This is a genomic window from Streptomyces sp. NPDC127190 (assembly GCF_042672505.1).
Lineage (GTDB): Bacteria > Actinomycetota > Actinomycetes > Streptomycetales > Streptomycetaceae > Streptomyces.
The window spans coordinates 114,505-128,976 of the sequence record NZ_JBHXVE010000017.1 but is presented as its reverse complement, the minus strand read 5'-3'; the positions used below and the strand labels follow the sequence as shown (position 1 = coordinate 128,976).

The 14,472-nt window shown below is 72.4% G+C and carries 15 protein-coding genes; 8 read left to right on the top strand and 7 right to left on the bottom strand.

Going from position 1 to position 14,472, the window contains the following annotated elements; genetic code table 11:
- The gene (locus ACFVIU_RS25145) at positions 1-234 is read left to right on the top strand and encodes a ferredoxin (protein WP_385845201.1); all 234 of its coding nucleotides are present in this window, start codon (positions 1-3) and stop codon (positions 232-234) included.
- Between the two features lie 278 nt (positions 235-512).
- On the opposite strand, the gene ACFVIU_RS25140 is transcribed toward ACFVIU_RS25145, so the two are convergent.
- Positions 513-1,121: a TetR family transcriptional regulator gene (locus tag ACFVIU_RS25140; RefSeq protein WP_385845200.1), complete on the bottom strand. Its 609-nt coding sequence runs from the start codon at positions 1,119-1,121 to the stop codon at positions 513-515.
- A 221-nt stretch (positions 1,122-1,342) separates the two neighbouring features.
- Between ACFVIU_RS25140 and ACFVIU_RS25135 the strand changes: the two genes are divergently transcribed.
- From ACFVIU_RS25135 to ACFVIU_RS25125, 3 genes are read left to right on the top strand one after another with little or no spacing between them, the layout of a single operon-like run.
- Positions 1,343-2,755 carry a glycosyltransferase family 4 protein gene (locus tag ACFVIU_RS25135; RefSeq protein WP_385845199.1) on the top strand — a complete coding sequence of 471 codons (1,413 nt, stop codon included), beginning with the start codon at positions 1,343-1,345 and terminating at the stop codon, positions 2,753-2,755.
- Positions 2,749-3,495, top strand: a complete 747-nt coding sequence (locus tag ACFVIU_RS25130) for a class I SAM-dependent methyltransferase (RefSeq protein WP_385845198.1) — start codon at positions 2,749-2,751, stop codon at positions 3,493-3,495. Before ACFVIU_RS25135 ends, ACFVIU_RS25130 begins: the two co-directional genes overlap by 7 nt.
- Positions 3,492-4,562, top strand: a complete 1,071-nt coding sequence (locus tag ACFVIU_RS25125; RefSeq protein ID WP_385845197.1) for a prenyltransferase — start codon at positions 3,492-3,494, stop codon at positions 4,560-4,562. Before ACFVIU_RS25130 ends, ACFVIU_RS25125 begins: the two co-directional genes overlap by 4 nt.
- Before the next feature lie 24 nt (positions 4,563-4,586).
- On the opposite strand, the gene ACFVIU_RS25120 is transcribed toward ACFVIU_RS25125, so the two are convergent.
- Entirely contained in the window at positions 4,587-4,880 is a 294-nt protein-coding gene (locus ACFVIU_RS25120; RefSeq protein WP_385845196.1) for a hypothetical protein, read from the bottom strand.
- A gap of 140 nt (positions 4,881-5,020) precedes the next feature.
- Here ACFVIU_RS25120 and ACFVIU_RS25115 point away from each other — a divergent pair, with 140 nt between their 5' ends.
- Positions 5,021-5,587: a hypothetical protein gene (locus tag ACFVIU_RS25115; RefSeq protein WP_385845290.1), complete on the top strand. Its 567-nt coding sequence runs from the start codon at positions 5,021-5,023 to the stop codon at positions 5,585-5,587.
- Positions 5,588-5,594: 7 nt separating this feature from the next.
- Here the strand turns inward: ACFVIU_RS25115 and ACFVIU_RS25110 are convergent, their stop codons facing one another.
- The 5 genes from ACFVIU_RS25110 to ACFVIU_RS25090 form a co-directional block, all read right to left on the bottom strand.
- Positions 5,595-6,605, bottom strand: a complete 1,011-nt coding sequence (locus tag ACFVIU_RS25110; protein ID WP_385845195.1) for an LLM class F420-dependent oxidoreductase — start codon at positions 6,603-6,605, stop codon at positions 5,595-5,597.
- A gap of 106 nt (positions 6,606-6,711) precedes the next feature.
- Positions 6,712-7,560 carry a hypothetical protein gene (locus ACFVIU_RS25105; RefSeq protein WP_385845194.1) on the bottom strand — a complete coding sequence of 283 codons (849 nt, stop codon included), beginning with the start codon at positions 7,558-7,560 and terminating at the stop codon, positions 6,712-6,714.
- A gap of 83 nt (positions 7,561-7,643) precedes the next feature.
- Positions 7,644-8,573: an N-acetylmuramoyl-L-alanine amidase gene (locus ACFVIU_RS25100; RefSeq protein WP_385845193.1), complete on the bottom strand. Its 930-nt coding sequence runs from the start codon at positions 8,571-8,573 to the stop codon at positions 7,644-7,646.
- A 10-nt stretch (positions 8,574-8,583) separates the two neighbouring features.
- Entirely contained in the window at positions 8,584-9,249 is a 666-nt protein-coding gene (locus ACFVIU_RS25095; RefSeq protein ID WP_385845192.1) for a class I SAM-dependent methyltransferase, read from the bottom strand.
- A gap of 200 nt (positions 9,250-9,449) precedes the next feature.
- A complete protein-coding gene (locus ACFVIU_RS25090) occupies positions 9,450-11,198 on the bottom strand; it encodes an MFS transporter (RefSeq protein ID WP_385845191.1) in 1,749 nt (582 codons plus the stop codon).
- Between the two features lie 227 nt (positions 11,199-11,425).
- Between ACFVIU_RS25090 and ACFVIU_RS25085 the strand changes: the two genes are divergently transcribed.
- The 3 genes from ACFVIU_RS25085 to ACFVIU_RS25075 all read left to right on the top strand — a co-directional run bounded on the left by ACFVIU_RS25085 (position 11,426) and on the right by ACFVIU_RS25075 (position 14,434).
- A complete protein-coding gene (locus ACFVIU_RS25085; protein WP_385845190.1) occupies positions 11,426-12,835 on the top strand; it encodes an MFS transporter in 1,410 nt (469 codons plus the stop codon).
- A gap of 280 nt (positions 12,836-13,115) precedes the next feature.
- Positions 13,116-13,655, top strand: a complete 540-nt coding sequence (locus tag ACFVIU_RS25080) for a SigE family RNA polymerase sigma factor (protein WP_385845189.1) — start codon at positions 13,116-13,118, stop codon at positions 13,653-13,655.
- On the top strand, positions 13,655-14,434 hold the full coding sequence (locus tag ACFVIU_RS25075; protein ID WP_385845188.1) for a hypothetical protein: 780 nt from the start codon (positions 13,655-13,657) through the stop codon (positions 14,432-14,434). The genes ACFVIU_RS25080 and ACFVIU_RS25075 overlap by 1 nt, the downstream gene beginning before the upstream one ends.
- The last annotated feature ends 38 nt before the right edge of the window (positions 14,435-14,472 follow it).

Sequence of the window (14,472 nt, the reverse complement as noted above, 5' to 3'; positions counted from 1 at the left end):
ATGGGCGACCGCTGGCACATCGAGGTCGACCGGTCGGTGTGCATCGGCTCCGCCCAGTGCCTGCACCACGCCCCCGACGCCTTCCGCCTGGACTCCGCCCGCCAGTCCCACCCGGTGGCCCCGGACGCCGACGCGAGCGAGCCGGTCCTGGCGGCGGCCGAGCAGTGCCCGGTGGAGGCCATCCTGATCACCCTGCTGGGCAGCGGGGAAGCGGTCTTCCCGCCCGAGGAGTAGCCCCGGTGCCATGGAGTTCCCCGAGGGGAAATAGTCGTAATTGGGGGGTTCCATCCGGCGGAGTCGGGATTATCCTGGAAGCAGCCTACGAGGCGAGTGAGGGAGCCCGACCGAGGTAGCCGACTCAGGCGAGACGCACACGCATCCGCCCGGGCCGACAGCGACGGTAGGGCTGAGAGGCCGGAGGGCAGCAGTCGGGCCCGACGGCGACCCCCATCACCTGATCCGGACCATGCCGGCGAAGGGAACCCGTCTCGTAGGTCTTTCGCTGCCCCGGATCAGTCCGAGGTCAGGTCGATCAGCCGGCACACCGTTTCGATGTCTATCTTCACCTGGGCGATCGACGCACGCCCGGAGAGCCACGTGATCAGGGCCGAGTGCCAGGTGTGCTCGATGACGCGGACGGCGGAGAGCTGCTCCGGGGTGGGGTGGTCCAGCCCCATCGCGTCGAGGATGATCGCCGTCGTCTGCCGGGAGACCTGGTCCACCTCGGGCGACACGCTGCGGTCGGCGAAGGTCAGGGCGCGGACCATCGCGTCGGCCAGCTGCGGCTCGCGCTGGAGGGCGCGGAAGGCGCGCATCAGGGTCTCCGCGACCCGCTCGGCGGCGGTGTCGCCGGCCGGGGGCTTCTTGCGCAGGGTGCCGTGCATGCGCTCCAGCTGGTCCTGCATGGTGGCGACCAGCAGATGCACCTTGGACGGGAAGTAGCGGTACAGGGTGCCGAGGGCCACCTGTGAGGACTCGGCGACCTCGCGCATCTGGACGGCGTCGAAGCCGCCCCGGCTGGCCAGCTGGGCGCTCGCGTGCAGGATCCTGCGGCGGCGGGCTTCCTGCCGCTCGGTCAGGGCCGGCGCCGCCGGCCGCGTGGTACTGGCTTCCGCAGGCATGGGTCCCGTTCCGTGACAGTCGGTGAGGAGCATCTCCAGGGCTCGTGATCACCCTGCACGACAGGGCGGCGCGCCGTGGCGCGAATCACCTGATCCACTGCTCACAGCACCCCTACCTGCCGGTAGATTCAGAGCCTCCTGAACGATCAAGTCTGTAACTTGTTCTAGATTAGCGTCCCGTCGTAGTCTCGCGGGACAGTGCAGGCAGAAGGGGGCACGGAGTGACCGCTGAGGCCCGGACGGCAGGCGCCGAAGAAGGCCCCGCTGCCGACGGCGGGCGACCGCTCGACATCGCTCTCCTCACCTATAAAGGGAACCCGTTCTGCGGCGGCCAAGGGGTGTACGTACGTCACCTCTCGCGGGAGCTGGCCCGGCTCGGGCACCGGGTCGAGGTCATCGGATCGCAGCCGTACCCCGTCCTCGACGAGGGATACCCCGGCCTCACCCTCACCGAGCTGCCGAGCCTCGACCTCTACCGCCAGCCCGACCCCTTCCGCACCCCCGGGCGGGGCGAGTACCGGGACTGGATCGACGCCCTCGAAGTGGCGACGATGTGGACCGGCGGCTTTCCCGAGCCGCTGACCTTCTCCCTGCGGGCCCGCCGCCATCTGCGCGCCCGGCGCGGCGAGTTCGACGTCGTCCACGACAACCAGACCCTCGGCTACGGCCTCCTCGGTGACATCGGCGCCCCGCTGGTCACCACCATCCACCACCCCATCACCGTCGACCGGCAGCTCGAACTGGACGCGGCCGACAGCCGGCAGCGCCGCTACGCGGTGCGCCGCTGGTACGCCTTCACCCGGATGCAGAAGCGCGTCGCCCGCCGGCTGCCCTCGGTGCTCACCGTCTCCGGCACCTCCAAGCAGGAGATCGTGGACCACCTCGGCGTCCGCGACGACCGGCTGCACGTCGTCCACATCGGCGCCGACACCGATCTGTTCGCGCCGGATCCGTCCGTGGCCGAGGTGCCGGGCCGGATCGTCACCACCTCCAGCGCGGACGTGCCCCTCAAGGGCCTGGTGTTCCTGGTGGAGGCGCTGGCCAAGGTGCGCACCGAGCACCCGGCCGCCCATCTCGTCGTCGTCGGCAAGCGGCCCACGAAGGGGCCGGTCGCGGCGGCCATCGAGCGGTACGGCCTCGACGGCGCCGTCGACTTCGTCAAGGGCATCTCCGACGCCGAGCTGGTCGACCTGATCCGCTCGGCCGAGATCGCCTGTGTGCCCTCGCTGTACGAGGGGTTCTCGCTGCCCGCCGCCGAGGCCATGGCCACCGGCACCCCGCTGCTCGCCACCACCGGCGGCGCGATCCCCGAGGTCGCCGGCCGCGACGGCGAGACCTGTCTGGCCGTACCGCCCGGGGACGCGGGGGCGCTGGCCGCCGGGCTCGGCCGGCTGCTCGGGGACCCGGAGCTGCGGGCCCGGCTCGGCTCGGCGGGCCGGGACAGGGTGCTGCGGCACTTCACCTGGGCGCGCGCCGCGGAGGGCACCGTCGCCCACTACCGCGAGGCCATCGCCCGCTCCGCGGGCACCCCCCGCACCCCGGGCTCCGGCCGCTCGGCGGCCCAGACCCCCGGCCGCTTCGCGGACCCGGTAACCGTTGCAGGCGTCTCCTCCGAAAGCAGGGCCACGTGCTGACCGTCGACTTCTCCCGGTTCCCGCTCGCCCCGGGCGACCGAGTCCTGGACCTCGGCTGCGGGGCCGGCCGGCACGCCTTCGAGTGCTACCGGCGCGGCGCCCAGGTGGTGGCCCTCGACCAGAACGCCGAGGAGATCCGCGAGGTCGCCAAGTGGTTCGCGGCGATGAAGGAGGCCGGGGAGGCGCCGGCCGGGGCCACCGCCACCGCGATGGAGGGCGACGCCCTCGCCCTGCCCTTCCCGGACGAGTCCTTCGACGTCGTCATCATCTCCGAGGTGATGGAGCACATCCCCGACGACAAGGGCGTCCTCGCGGAGATGGTCCGGGTCCTCCGGCCGGGCGGCCGCATCGCGATCACCGTGCCGCGCTACGGCCCCGAGAAGGTCTGCTGGGCGCTGTCCGACGCCTACCACGAGGTCGAGGGCGGCCACATCCGCATCTACAAGGCGGACGAACTGCTCGCCAAGGTCCGCGAGGCGGGCCTGAAGCCGTACGGCACCCACCACGCGCACGCCCTGCACTCGCCGTACTGGTGGCTGAAGTGCGCCTTCGGAGTCGACAACGACAAGGCGCTGCCGGTGAAGGCGTACCACAAGCTGCTGGTCTGGGACATCATGAAGAAGCCGCTCGCCACCCGGGTCGCCGAGCAGGCGCTCAACCCGCTGATCGGCAAGAGCTTCGTCGTCTACGCGACCAAGCCGCACCTGCCCCGGCTCTCCGACGAGGCGGCCGCCCGGTGACCACTCCCCGGACAGAACACCTCGTCCTGCCCGGGGTCCTCACCGCCGAGCAGGCCGCCGCGACCGTGCGCGGGATCCTCGCGGTGCAGCGGGAGGACGGCGCGATCCCCTGGTTCCGCGGCCACCACCTCGACCCGTGGGACCACACCGAGGCCGCCATGGCCCTGGACGCGGCCGGCGAGCACGAGGCCGCCGAGCGGGCCTACCTCTGGCTGGCCCGGCACCAGAACGAGGACGGCTCCTGGTACGCGGCCTACGCCGACGGCGCCCACGACGACGTCACCGACCGCGCCCGCGAGTCGAACTTCGTCGCCTACATAGCCGTAGGCGTCTGGCACCACTACCTCTCCACCGGCGACGACACGTTCCTGGACCGCATGTGGCCCTGTGTCTACGCGGCTATGGAGTGGGTGCTGCGGCTCCAGCAGCCCGGTGGGCAGATCGGCTGGCGCCGCGACGACGACGGTACGGCGGCCACGGACGCCCTGCTGACCGGCAGTTCCTCGATCCACCACGCGCTGCGCTGCGCGCTGGCCATCGCCGAGCAGCGCGAGGAGCCGCAGCCGGACTGGGAGCTGGCGGCCGGGGCGCTGCGGCACGCCATCCGCCGGCACCCGGAGCGGTTCCTCGACAAGGACCGCTACTCGATGGACTGGTACTACCCGGTCCTCGGCGGCGCCCTCACCGGAGCCGAGGCCAAGGCCCGCATCGAGGAGTCCTGGGACCGCTTCGTCGTCCCCGGCCTCGGGGTGCGCTGCGTGGTCCCCAACCCCTGGGTGACCGGCGGCGAGTCCAGCGAACTCGCCCTGGCCCTGTGGGCGATGGGCGAGTCGGACCGGGCGCTGGAGATCCTCCAGTCCATCCAGCATCTGCGCGACCCGGAGACCGGCCTGTACTGGACGGGCTACGTCTTCGAGGACGACGCGATCTGGCCGCGCGAACTCACCTCGTGGACGGCGGGGTCGCTGCTGCTCGCGGTGGCGGCGCTGGGCGGGCACGACGCGACGTGCGCGGTCTTCGGCGCCGAACACCTCCCGAGCGGCCTGGACCCCGACTGCTGCGGCTAGCCGACAGCGAGCCGGGGCCCGGCGTCAGTGCCGGTGCAGGCGGTGGGCGATGGCGTGGCCGACGAACAGATAGACCACGGCGGCCAGGCCATAGCCTGCGACGACCCGGGCCCACGCCTCGTTGAACGTGAAGAGGTCGTGGGACCAGCCCGCCAGCCACCTGGCTGTGTCATGGACGAACTGGACCAGGCTGTTGGCCCGGTTCGCCTCCAGCAGATACATCAGGATCCACAGGCCGAGGATCACGGCCATGACGTCGGCGACGATCGCGACGACCGTCCCGGCCTGATTCGCAGGGTTGCGATATCGAGGGGACATACCTTCCGGATTGCCGGGCGACGGGCGGTGAAACCCGGACGGCGGACGCCAAGTGGCGCGTGCGGCCGCCCCGGGGGAGGCTGCCCGAGGAAGCAGACCACTCGGGGAGGACGTGTCCGGAGGACCCCGTGCCCGTACCGATGTCCGTGCCGATGCGGCGCCTTGTCGTGGCGCTCACCCTGTGCTGTGCCATGCTGGCCGGTGCCACCGCCTGCGGAACCGGCCAGACCCGTACGAAGGACAGCGTGGCGGTGCAGGCCATGCCCGCCGCCGACAGCCCGAGCCCCAGCACCTCCGCCGAACGGCAGAAGTTCGCCAAGACCCGCTTCGTGGCGAACGCGGGCCTCGCCGCCGGCGCCACCTACCAGTGGATCGTGAAGCCCTGGAAGGCCGGCAAGTTCAAGAAGGGCGCGCACGGCCGCAAGCTGGCCCTGGTGAAGGCCGGGCTGGCGGGCGCGTTCACCTACAACCGGCTCAAGGCGGCCGTCCGCAACGCCCAGGGCGATCCGGCGCTGTCCAAGGCGCTCGCCCCGCTCAGCGCGAGCATCGCGGCCCTGAAGAGCCTGCCGGCCAAGCTGCGCAGCGGTGACTCGAACGCGGCCAACTCCTTCGACGACGTCATCGCCAAGGTGAAGGAGGCGGGCGCCAGCGCCGGCGCCACGGTCAAGGACCAGGTCCCCTCGGCCTCCCAGCTCTCCAAGGGCTAGCCGCCGCTCAGGAGTTCAGCTCCGCGAGCACCCGGAGCGTGTGCGGGTCCGGGGACAGGGCCAGCAGGTCCGTCACCGGTCCCGCCCGCCAGGCCGCCAGCCGCTCGGCGATGCGCTCGCGCGGGCCGACCAGGGAGATCTCGTCGGCGAAGGCGTCCGGCACGGCCAGCACCGCCTCCTGCCGCCGCCCGGCGAGGAACAGTTCCCGGATCCGCCGCGCCGCCTCCTCGTACCCCATACGGGCCATCAGATCGGCGTGGAAGTTCCGGGCCGCGTGCCCCATGCCGCCGATGTAGAAGCCCAGCATGGCCTTGACGGCCAGCAGCCCCTCCGCCACGTCGTCGCAGACCTTCACCCGCGCCATCGGCGCCACCATGAACCCCTCGGGCAGCTCCCGCACCGCCTCGCCGTACACCTCGGGCCGGCTCGGCGCCCAGTACAGCGGCAGCCAGCCGTCGGCGATCCGCACGGTCTGGGCGACGTTCTTCGGGCCCTCGGCGCCCAGCAGCACCGGCAGGTCCCGGCGCAGCGGATGCGTGATGGATTTCAGGGGCCTGCCGAGTCCGGTGCCGTCCGGTCCCCGGTAGGGCAGTGGATGGAACCGTCCGGCCGCCTCCACGGGCGCCTCCCGCCGCAGCACCTGCCGTACGACCTCCACGTACTCCCGGGTCGCGGCGAGCGGCGACGCCGGGAACGGACGGCCGTACCAGCCCTCCACCACCTGCGGCCCGGACAGTCCGAGCCCGAGCAGCACCCGCCCGCCGGAGAGGTGGTCCAGGGTGAGGGCGTGCATCGCGGTGGCGGCCGGTGAGCGGGCGGCCATCTGGGCAACCGCCGTACCCAGCCCGATCGTCGAGGTGTGCGCGGCGATCCAGGTCAGCGGGGTGAAGGCGTCCGAGCCCCAGGACTCCGCCGTCCACACCGAGGCGTACCCGAGCCGCTCCGCCTCCCGCGCGAGCGCCACGTGCCGGGGATCGGGACCGCGCCCCCAGTATCCGAGTGCCAGACCCAGCCGCATACCGGATCCTCCTGACGGTCCGTCAATTCCCTGCCGGTCGCGTGACTGTACGGCAACGGCCCCCCGCCCGGAAGGGCGAGGGGCCGTGTGCGACGGTTCCGGCGGGTCAGCCGCGCTGGATGCCGGAGGTGTCCTGGAGGACGCCACGGCGGCCGTCCTGGGTCTGCGCGACCAGCGCGGCACCGCGCTGCTCGACCGCCAGGTACCAGGTGCCGGGCGCCAGTTCGGCGATCGGGGTCGGCGAACCGTCCTCACCGAACAGCGGACGGGCCACCGGCACCGCGAACCAGAACGGCGAGAAGTCCCCGGCCGGCTGCGCCTCCGGAGCCGGGGCCGCGGCCCCCTGCGGGGCCGCCGGCTGCTGCTGGCCGAACGGCTGACCCGGCTGCGGCTGGGCGCCGTACGGCGTCTGCGCGGCGGCCGGGGCACCCGGGTAGCCGTAACCACCGGACGGCTGACCGCCGTAGGGCAGCGGGGCGGCCGGCTTGTTGGCCGGGAGCAGCGCGGCCTGGAGCGCCGGGACCAGCGGGGTGGCGACGGCGGCCGCGGCCATGACCAGCGTGGCGACCAGGGCGAGGATCAGCCCCGTGCCCGCGTCCGGCCCGTCGCTGCTGGAGCCGCCGAAGTTGTTGCCGCCGCCGGCCGGGTCGATGACATTGCCGAGCGCCGAGAGCGCGGCGGCCACGGTGAACGCGACGCCGGCCTGGCCGAGGTCGAGCCCGGCCACCTTGCGGGGCTGCGGCAGCCCGCGGTTCACGACGACGAGCGCGGCGCCGATGATCCCCGTGAGCACCACGCCGAGGAAGACCGGTCCGCTCGCCCAGAGGTTCGGCATGTCGAGGCTGTCTGCGCCGTCGACGTTGTACGAGTAGTTGTCGAGGAACGACGCGATGAACAGCACCAACGCTGCCACGATCACCGCGCCGTCGCCCCTGGTGAGGGAGCGGATATTCACTTCAGGTCCTTCGTCGGTCGTCTCGTCGTCGGTAGACACTACCTGCCGCGGGATTCGGCCGTACGGCCGAATCCACCCGGCGGTCACGACCGACGCAGGAAACTCACGATTCCCTCAGAGATCCCTCGCGCCGCACGCTGCCGCCACGTCCCGCTGGTCAGGAGTGCCGCGTCCTTGCTATCGCGCATGTTGCCGCACTCGATGAACACCTTGGGAACTGTTGACAGATTGAGACCGCCCAGGTCCGTACGTGTGACGAGACCGGTACCTTTTCCGAGGTAGTTGGAGGGCGGCTCCCCGGTGTCGCGCAGGAAGCGGCCCACGATCCGGGTGCCCAGGTCGCGCGAGGGGCCGACGATCGGGCGGGTGTCGGCGGCACCGGAGTGCACCGGCCCGGGCAGGATGACATGGAAGCCCCGGTCGCCCTCCGTGGCGCCGTCGGCATGGATGGAGACGGCCGCGTCGGCGTGCGCGGTGTTCCCGATCCGGGCCCGCTGGTCCACGCACGGCCCCCACGCCGGGCTGTTCCCGTCATGGGTGAACTTCACGGTGGCGCCCTGCTTCTCCAGCAGGGTGCGCACCCGGTGTGCCACGTCGAGGGTGAACTCGGCCTCCGTGTAACCGGCGTTCGTGGACGTCCCGGTGGTGTCGCACTCCTTGCGGTTCGTGCCGATGTCCACCGGGCGGTTGATCTCCGTCGTGTGCCGGAAGTTGCCCGGGTTGTGGCCCGGGTCGATGACGATGACCTTCCCGGCGAGCGGGGTGGCGGACGACTTCCCGTCGTCGGGGGAGGGTCGTCCAGGAGACGGTGCGGACGAGGCCGCCGAGGGGTTCGTGTGCGAGGCGCCGGCCTGCGCACGGTCCGGGCCGTCCGCGCCGCCGCCGCCCACCGCCGCGTACACCGCCCAGCCGGCCAGCGCCCCGGGCACCAGCGCGGCCAGCGCCACGGTCAGCGGGCCACGCCGGAGCCGGCGTACCTGCGGGGGTTCGAATTCCGGTCCTGCGTACGACACGTCTGCGACTCTAACCGGCCGTTCCGATCCCGGCGCCGGTTCGCCGCAGGACACGCAGCGAGCCGGTGGCGGAGACCTCCGTGAACGCCCCGGACTCCAGCGCCCGCAGATACACCCGGTACGGCGCCTGGCCGGTGAACTCGTCCTCGGGGTGCGGGAACACGTCGTGGATGACGAGCAGTCCGCCCTCGGCGAGGTGCGGCGCCCAGCCCTCGTAGTCGGCGGTGGCGTGCTCGTCGGTGTGGCCGCCGTCCACGAACACGAGACCGAGCGGGGAGTTCCAGAAGGCGGCGATCTGCGGGGAGCGCCCGACGAGGGCGACCACGTGCTCCTCCAGCCCGGCCCGGAACAGCGTCCGGCGGAAGGTCGGCAGCGTGTCCATCAGCCCCACCTCCGGATCGACCGTCTCCGGGTCGTGGTAGTCCCAGCCGGGCTGCTGCTCCTCGCTGCCCCGGTGGTGGTCGACGGTCAGCGCCGTCACCCCGGCCGCCCGGGCGGCGTCGGCGAGCAGGATGGTGGACCGCCCGCAGTAGGTACCGACCTCCAGCAACGGCAACCCGAGCGCCCCGGCCTCGACGGCGGCCTCGTACAACGCCAGCCCCTCGTCCACGGGCATGAAACCCTTGGCCGCTTCGAACGCGGCCAGAACTTCGGGCTTGGGGGCGCTGCCGGGCATGGGAAGCCTTCCGGTCGTACGACTGTTCCGGCCGCCCATGCTGCCGCACCCCCGGTCACTCAGGTGACCGGGGGTGCGGCAACGCCCCAAAGGGGCGCGGGGCTGTATCGATATGCGGCTCCGCCGCGCGGGCGCGACAAGCCACGACGGCGCGTCACCCGCAAGACGAACAGAACCCCCCGAGCTCCACGCGCAGAGCGCTACGCGCTCACCACCTCCACCGGCAACGCCAGATCCAGCTCCACAGTCCGCTCCTCACCGGAATGCGTCGCGGCAGAAGCCAGCGGCCCATGGCCGGAGGCCTTCGCCGCCAGCACGTACGCTCCCCGCTCCGGCACGGCCAGCGCATACCCGCCGTCCTCGTCGGAGACGGTCGCCCCGGCCTGCCGTCCCCGGCGGTCGATCAGCGTGACCTTGGCCCGGGCGACCGGTACCCCGTCGGCGCCCAGGACCCGCCCGCGGAAGCCGCGCAGCACCTCCTCGGCGCGCTCCAGCACGGCGTCCTCCTCGCTGCTGGCCCGCAGCTGCGGGTGCTCCTGCGGGGCCGGGCGGCCGGCCTTCGGCAGGAACAGCGCCAGCACCAGACCCGCGGCGACGGCGGCCGTGGCGATCAGGAAGGAGACCCGGAAGCCGTGCATGGTCGGGATCTCGATGCCGCCGACGTCGTTCGCCGTGTTGGCCAGGACCATGCCGATGACGGCGCTCGACACCGAGGTGCCGATGGACCGCATCAGGGTGTTCAGGCCGTTCGCGGCGCCCGTCTCGGAGGCCGGGACGGCGCCGACGATCAGTGCGGGCAGGGAGGAGTAGGCCAGACCGATGCCCGCGCCGAGGACCACGGACGTGACGATCGTCTGCCAGGCCGCGTCCATCAGGCCGAGGCCGCCGCCGTAGCCGAGGGCGATGATCAGCAGGCCGATGATGAGGGTGACCTTGGGGCCGAAGCGGGCGGAGAGGCGGGCGTAGATCGGGGCGGTGAACATCATGGTCAGGCCCAGCGGCGCCACGCACAGTCCGGCGACGACCATGGACTGGCCGAGGCCGTAGCCGGTCGCCTTCGGCAGCTGGAGCAGCTGGGGCAGGACCAGCGAGACGACGTAGAACGCGACGCCGACCATGATCGAGGCCAGGTTGGTGAAGAGCACCGCCGGGCGGGCGGTGGTGCGCAGGTCGACCAGGGGAGCCGCGGCGCGCAGCTCGAACAGGCCCCACAGGAGGAGCACGACGACGGACGCGGCGAACAGGCCCAGCGTGGTGCCGGAGGACCAGCCCCAGTCGCTGCCCTTGGTGATCGGCAGCAGGAGCAGCACCAGACCGGTGGACAGGCCTATCGCGCCGGCCAGGTCGAAGGTGCCCTCGGCCCGCATCGGGGACTCGGGGACGACGAGGAGCGTCAGCGCGATGGACAGCACGCCGAGGCCGGCGGCGCCGTAGAACAGGGCGTGCCAGTCGGCGTGCTGCGCGACCAGGGCGGCGGCGGGCAGTGCGAGGCCGCCGCCGACGCCGATGGAGGAGCTCATCAGGGCCATGGCCGAGCCGAGCTTCTCGCGCGGCAGCATGTCCCGCATCAGGCCGATGCCGAGCGGGATCGCGCCCATGGCGAAGCCCTGGAGGGTGCGACCGACGATCATGGTGAGCAGCTGGCTGGTGAGCGCGCTGACCAGGGCGCCGACCACCATCACGGCGAGGCTGAGGATCAGCATGCGCCGCTTGCCGTAGAGGTCGCCGAGCCGGCCCATGATCGGGGTGGCCACGGCGCCGGACAGGAGGGTCGAGGTGAGGACCCAGGTGGCGTTGCTGGGGGCGGTGTCCAGCAGCTGCGGCAGGTCCTTGATGACCGGCACGAGCAGGGTCTGCATCACCGCGACCACGATGCCCGCGAAGGCGAGCACCGGGACCACGGCCCCGCTCACCGCCCGGGTGGGCTGGTCGGTCGTCGTCTGCGTCATTGAGTGAGGCCTCCCGTGTACATAAGTGCTGGGTAAACCTCGTATGCGCAGGCAACTATTCCGTTGCTTCGAGCTCCTAATGAATTCTTGACCGTTCCATGGGTTTCTGAGATGGCGTCAAGGGCCGGCGGGGGTCCCAGGGCTCCCCGCGTAGGCCCAGCGGCCTAGGGCCCGGTGGTCCGAAATGCCGATGCAAGGACCGTCATGGGGTTGAGAACATGACACCCATGCTGGAAGCCACCGAGACCCCGCCCGTCATATCCCGTCGGACGAAGCCGCCCACCTGGCTGGTGGTGGCGCTGGCCTGCGCCGGCCAGTTCCTGGTCGTCCTGGACGTGTCGGTGGTGAACGTCGCCCTTCCGTCGATGCGCACCGACCTCGGGCTCAGCGCCTCCGGGCTCCAGTGGGTGGTGAACGCCTACGCCATCGCCTTCGCCGGGTTCATGCTGCTCGGCGGCCGGGCCGGCGACCTGTACGGCCGCAAGCGGATGTTCCTCGTCGGGCTCGGCCTGTTCACGCTGGCCTCGCTGGGCGGCGGCCTGGCCCAGGAGGGCTGGCAGCTGCTGCTGGCGCGGGCCGTGCAGGGGCTCGGCGCGGCGGTGCTCGCCCCCTCCACCCTGACCCTGCTCACCTCCGCCGTGCCCGAGGGACCGGCCCGGGCCCGCGCGATCGCGACCTGGACCGCGGTGGGCGCGGGCGGCGGCGCCGCGGGCGGACTGGTCGGCGGGCTGCTCGTGGACGCGCTGTCCTGGCGCTGGGTGCTGCTGATCAACGTGCCGGTGGGCGCGGTGGTGCTGGCCGGCTCGGTGCTGTGGCTCACCGAGAGCCGCATCGGGGACGGACGGCGCCTGGACCTGCCGGGCGCGCTGCTGGTGACGGCGGGCCTCGGCACCCTGGCCTACGGCATCTCGCAGACCGAGGCCGAGGGCTGGGCGGCACCGGCCACGCTGCTGCCGCTGCTCGCCGGTCTGCTGCTGATCGGCGGCTTCCTGCTGGTCGAGGCGCGTACGGCGGCCCCGCTGATGCCGCTCGGGCTGCTCCGGCTGCGCTCGGTGGCCTCGGCGAACGCGGCGATGTTCGTCTCCGGCTCGGCCATGTTCTGCATGTGGTACTTCATGACCCTGTACGCGCAGAACGTGCTCCACTACTCGCCGCTGGAGGCCGGTGTCGCCCTGGTGCCCAGCTCGCTGTCCGTGGTCGTCGGCTCCAAGCTGGCGCCGCGGCTGATGCGGACGGCGGGCGCCCGGTCGGTGGCGGTGCTGGGCACGCTGGTGGCCGCGGCCGGCTTCGGCTGGCAGTCGACGATGAGCGCGCACGGGCAGTACGTCACCGCGATCATGATCCCGGGCGTCCTGATGATGCTCGGCGCGGGCCTGGCCGCGACCCCGCTCGCCTCGCTGGCCACCTCCGGGGCGGCTCCGGGCGAGGCCGGGGTGGTCTCCGGCCTGATCAACACCTCCCGGACGATGGGCGGCTCGCTGGGGCTCGCCGTGATGTCCACGGTCGCCGCCTCCGGCACGGACGGCGGCACCGGCCCCGCGGCCCTGACCGACGGCTACGCCCTGGCCTTCCGCGCGAGCACGGTGGTCCTGCTGTGCGGCGCGGTGCTGGTACGGCTGTGGCTGCCGCGGAAGTGAGCGCGCCGGCGCCGGGGCGCTGAAGCGGGAGCTGCGGAGGGCCCGCCGGGGCGCTGACGCGGGTATTGCGGAGGGCGCCGGTGCGCATGAAGCGGGCACTGCGGGGGGTGCCGGTGCGCATGAAGCGGGCACTGCGGGGTGCCGGTGCGCATGAAGCGGGCACAGTGAAGGACGCCGAGGCGCTGCCCGGGGGCCGGGTGCACCGGCTTCCGGGATTTTCCGTGGGAGGGGCAACGGTTCGGGCCGCTCATGGACTCCTTTGAATGTCTAGGAGGTGCCCATGGGGGACGGGAAGCAGACAGGGGCCGAGGAGTTCCAGAGCTTCATGGTCGGCCGCTGGCCGCGGCTGATGCGTACGGCATTTCTTCTCACGGGGGAGCAGCACGCGGCCGAGGATCTGGTGCAGTCGACGCTGGAGCGGGTCTTCGTGGCCTGGAGCCGGGTCGGCAGGGCCGACGAACCCGACGCGTACGTACGGCGCGTGATGATCAATCTGCATGCGCGCAAGCACCGCAGGAGGCTGAAGGAGTACCTGGCGCCGAAGGACGACTCGGGGCTGGTGCCCGAGGTGGCCGACACAGGGGACCGGATCGCGCAGGCCGACGACCGCAGGACCCTCCTCAAGGCGCTCGCCCAGCTGCCCGTGCGGCAGCGCGAGGCGGTGGTCCTGCGCTACTGGGAGGACCTGACCGAGAGTCAGGCGGCCGAGGCGATGGGCTGTTCGGTCGGCACGGTCAAGAGCAACGCGGCCAAGGGCATCGCGAAGCTGCGGGCCATACCGGGACTGGCGGAGACGGTGACCCACGGAGGGCGGAAGTGATGAGCGCGGAGAACAACGACATGAGCCGGACCGACATCTCCTTCCTTCTCGCGGACGCCGCGGACGAGGTCGAGATCGGCATAGCCCCCGTCCAGGCGGTCATCCGGGGCGGCCGCCGCCGCAGGGCGCGCCGCTGGGCGGTGGCCGCGGCCACCGCCCTGGTGCTGGCGGGCTCCACGGGGGCGACGCTGGCCGTGACGGGGCTGCCCGGCGGCGGCCACACCGGCACCCGGTCGGACGTGGCCACCGCGCCGCCCGCCCCGCAGGACCCCCGGCATGTGTACACCCCGCAGCTCACCGAGCTGGCGCGGGGCACGGACCACGGCAAGAGGTGGCGTGTCGTGCTCTCCGTGTGGGGACCGCCGCGGGACCACACCGAGGTGACCGGTCAGCTGGCCGCGATGCGGAAGTACGGCATCGACGAGGGCGCGCTGCCCGACCGCCTGCACCTGATCGGCAAGACCTCGCACTACGCGGGCCTGTACTACGGCGGCAACCACCTCAGGGTGATCATGTTCGACTCGGCCGTGAAGTGGGCGTCCATGACCGCCACGGACTCCATGTCGGCGGCGCTGCCGCTGGCCGAGGGGAACTCCGACGGCCCGGAGCGGCTCGTGGTGGGCGAGGTCTCCACCACCGCCCCGCAGGTCAAGTGCGTCTGGAAGGACGGCACCAGCACCCTGACCCGGCCGGTGCGGGCGGCCGGTTCCCCGGTGAACTGGTTCGTGTGCACAGCCCCGGAGGGGACCAGTTATGCGAACGCGGAGGTGTTCGAGTGATCTGACGCGCCGGTGCAGGGCCGGCGCGCCGCGCATCG

Bases quoted from the DNA above. Each gene is read 5' to 3' on its own strand.
- ACFVIU_RS25115 (WP_385845290.1), top strand. From the start codon at position 5,021: ATGTCCGTGCCGATGCGGCGCCTTGTCGTGGCGCTCACCCTGTGCTGT.
- ACFVIU_RS25075 (WP_385845188.1), top strand. From the start codon at position 13,655: ATGAGCGCGGAGAACAACGACATGAGCCGGACCGACATCTCCTTCCTT.
- ACFVIU_RS25145 (WP_385845201.1), top strand. From the start codon at position 1: ATGGGCGACCGCTGGCACATCGAGGTCGACCGGTCGGTGTGCATCGGC.
- ACFVIU_RS25110 (WP_385845195.1), bottom strand. From the start codon at position 6,605: ATGCGGCTGGGTCTGGCACTCGGATACTGGGGGCGCGGTCCCGATCCC.
- ACFVIU_RS25140 (WP_385845200.1), bottom strand. From the start codon at position 1,121: ATGCCTGCGGAAGCCAGTACCACGCGGCCGGCGGCGCCGGCCCTGACC.
- ACFVIU_RS25120 (WP_385845196.1), bottom strand. From the start codon at position 4,880: ATGTCCCCTCGATATCGCAACCCTGCGAATCAGGCCGGGACGGTCGTC.
- ACFVIU_RS25085 (WP_385845190.1), top strand. From the start codon at position 11,426: ATGCTGGAAGCCACCGAGACCCCGCCCGTCATATCCCGTCGGACGAAG.
- ACFVIU_RS25095 (WP_385845192.1), bottom strand. From the start codon at position 9,249: ATGCCCGGCAGCGCCCCCAAGCCCGAAGTTCTGGCCGCGTTCGAAGCG.
- ACFVIU_RS25080 (WP_385845189.1), top strand. From the start codon at position 13,116: ATGGGGGACGGGAAGCAGACAGGGGCCGAGGAGTTCCAGAGCTTCATG.
- ACFVIU_RS25090 (WP_385845191.1), bottom strand. From the start codon at position 11,198: ATGACGCAGACGACGACCGACCAGCCCACCCGGGCGGTGAGCGGGGCC.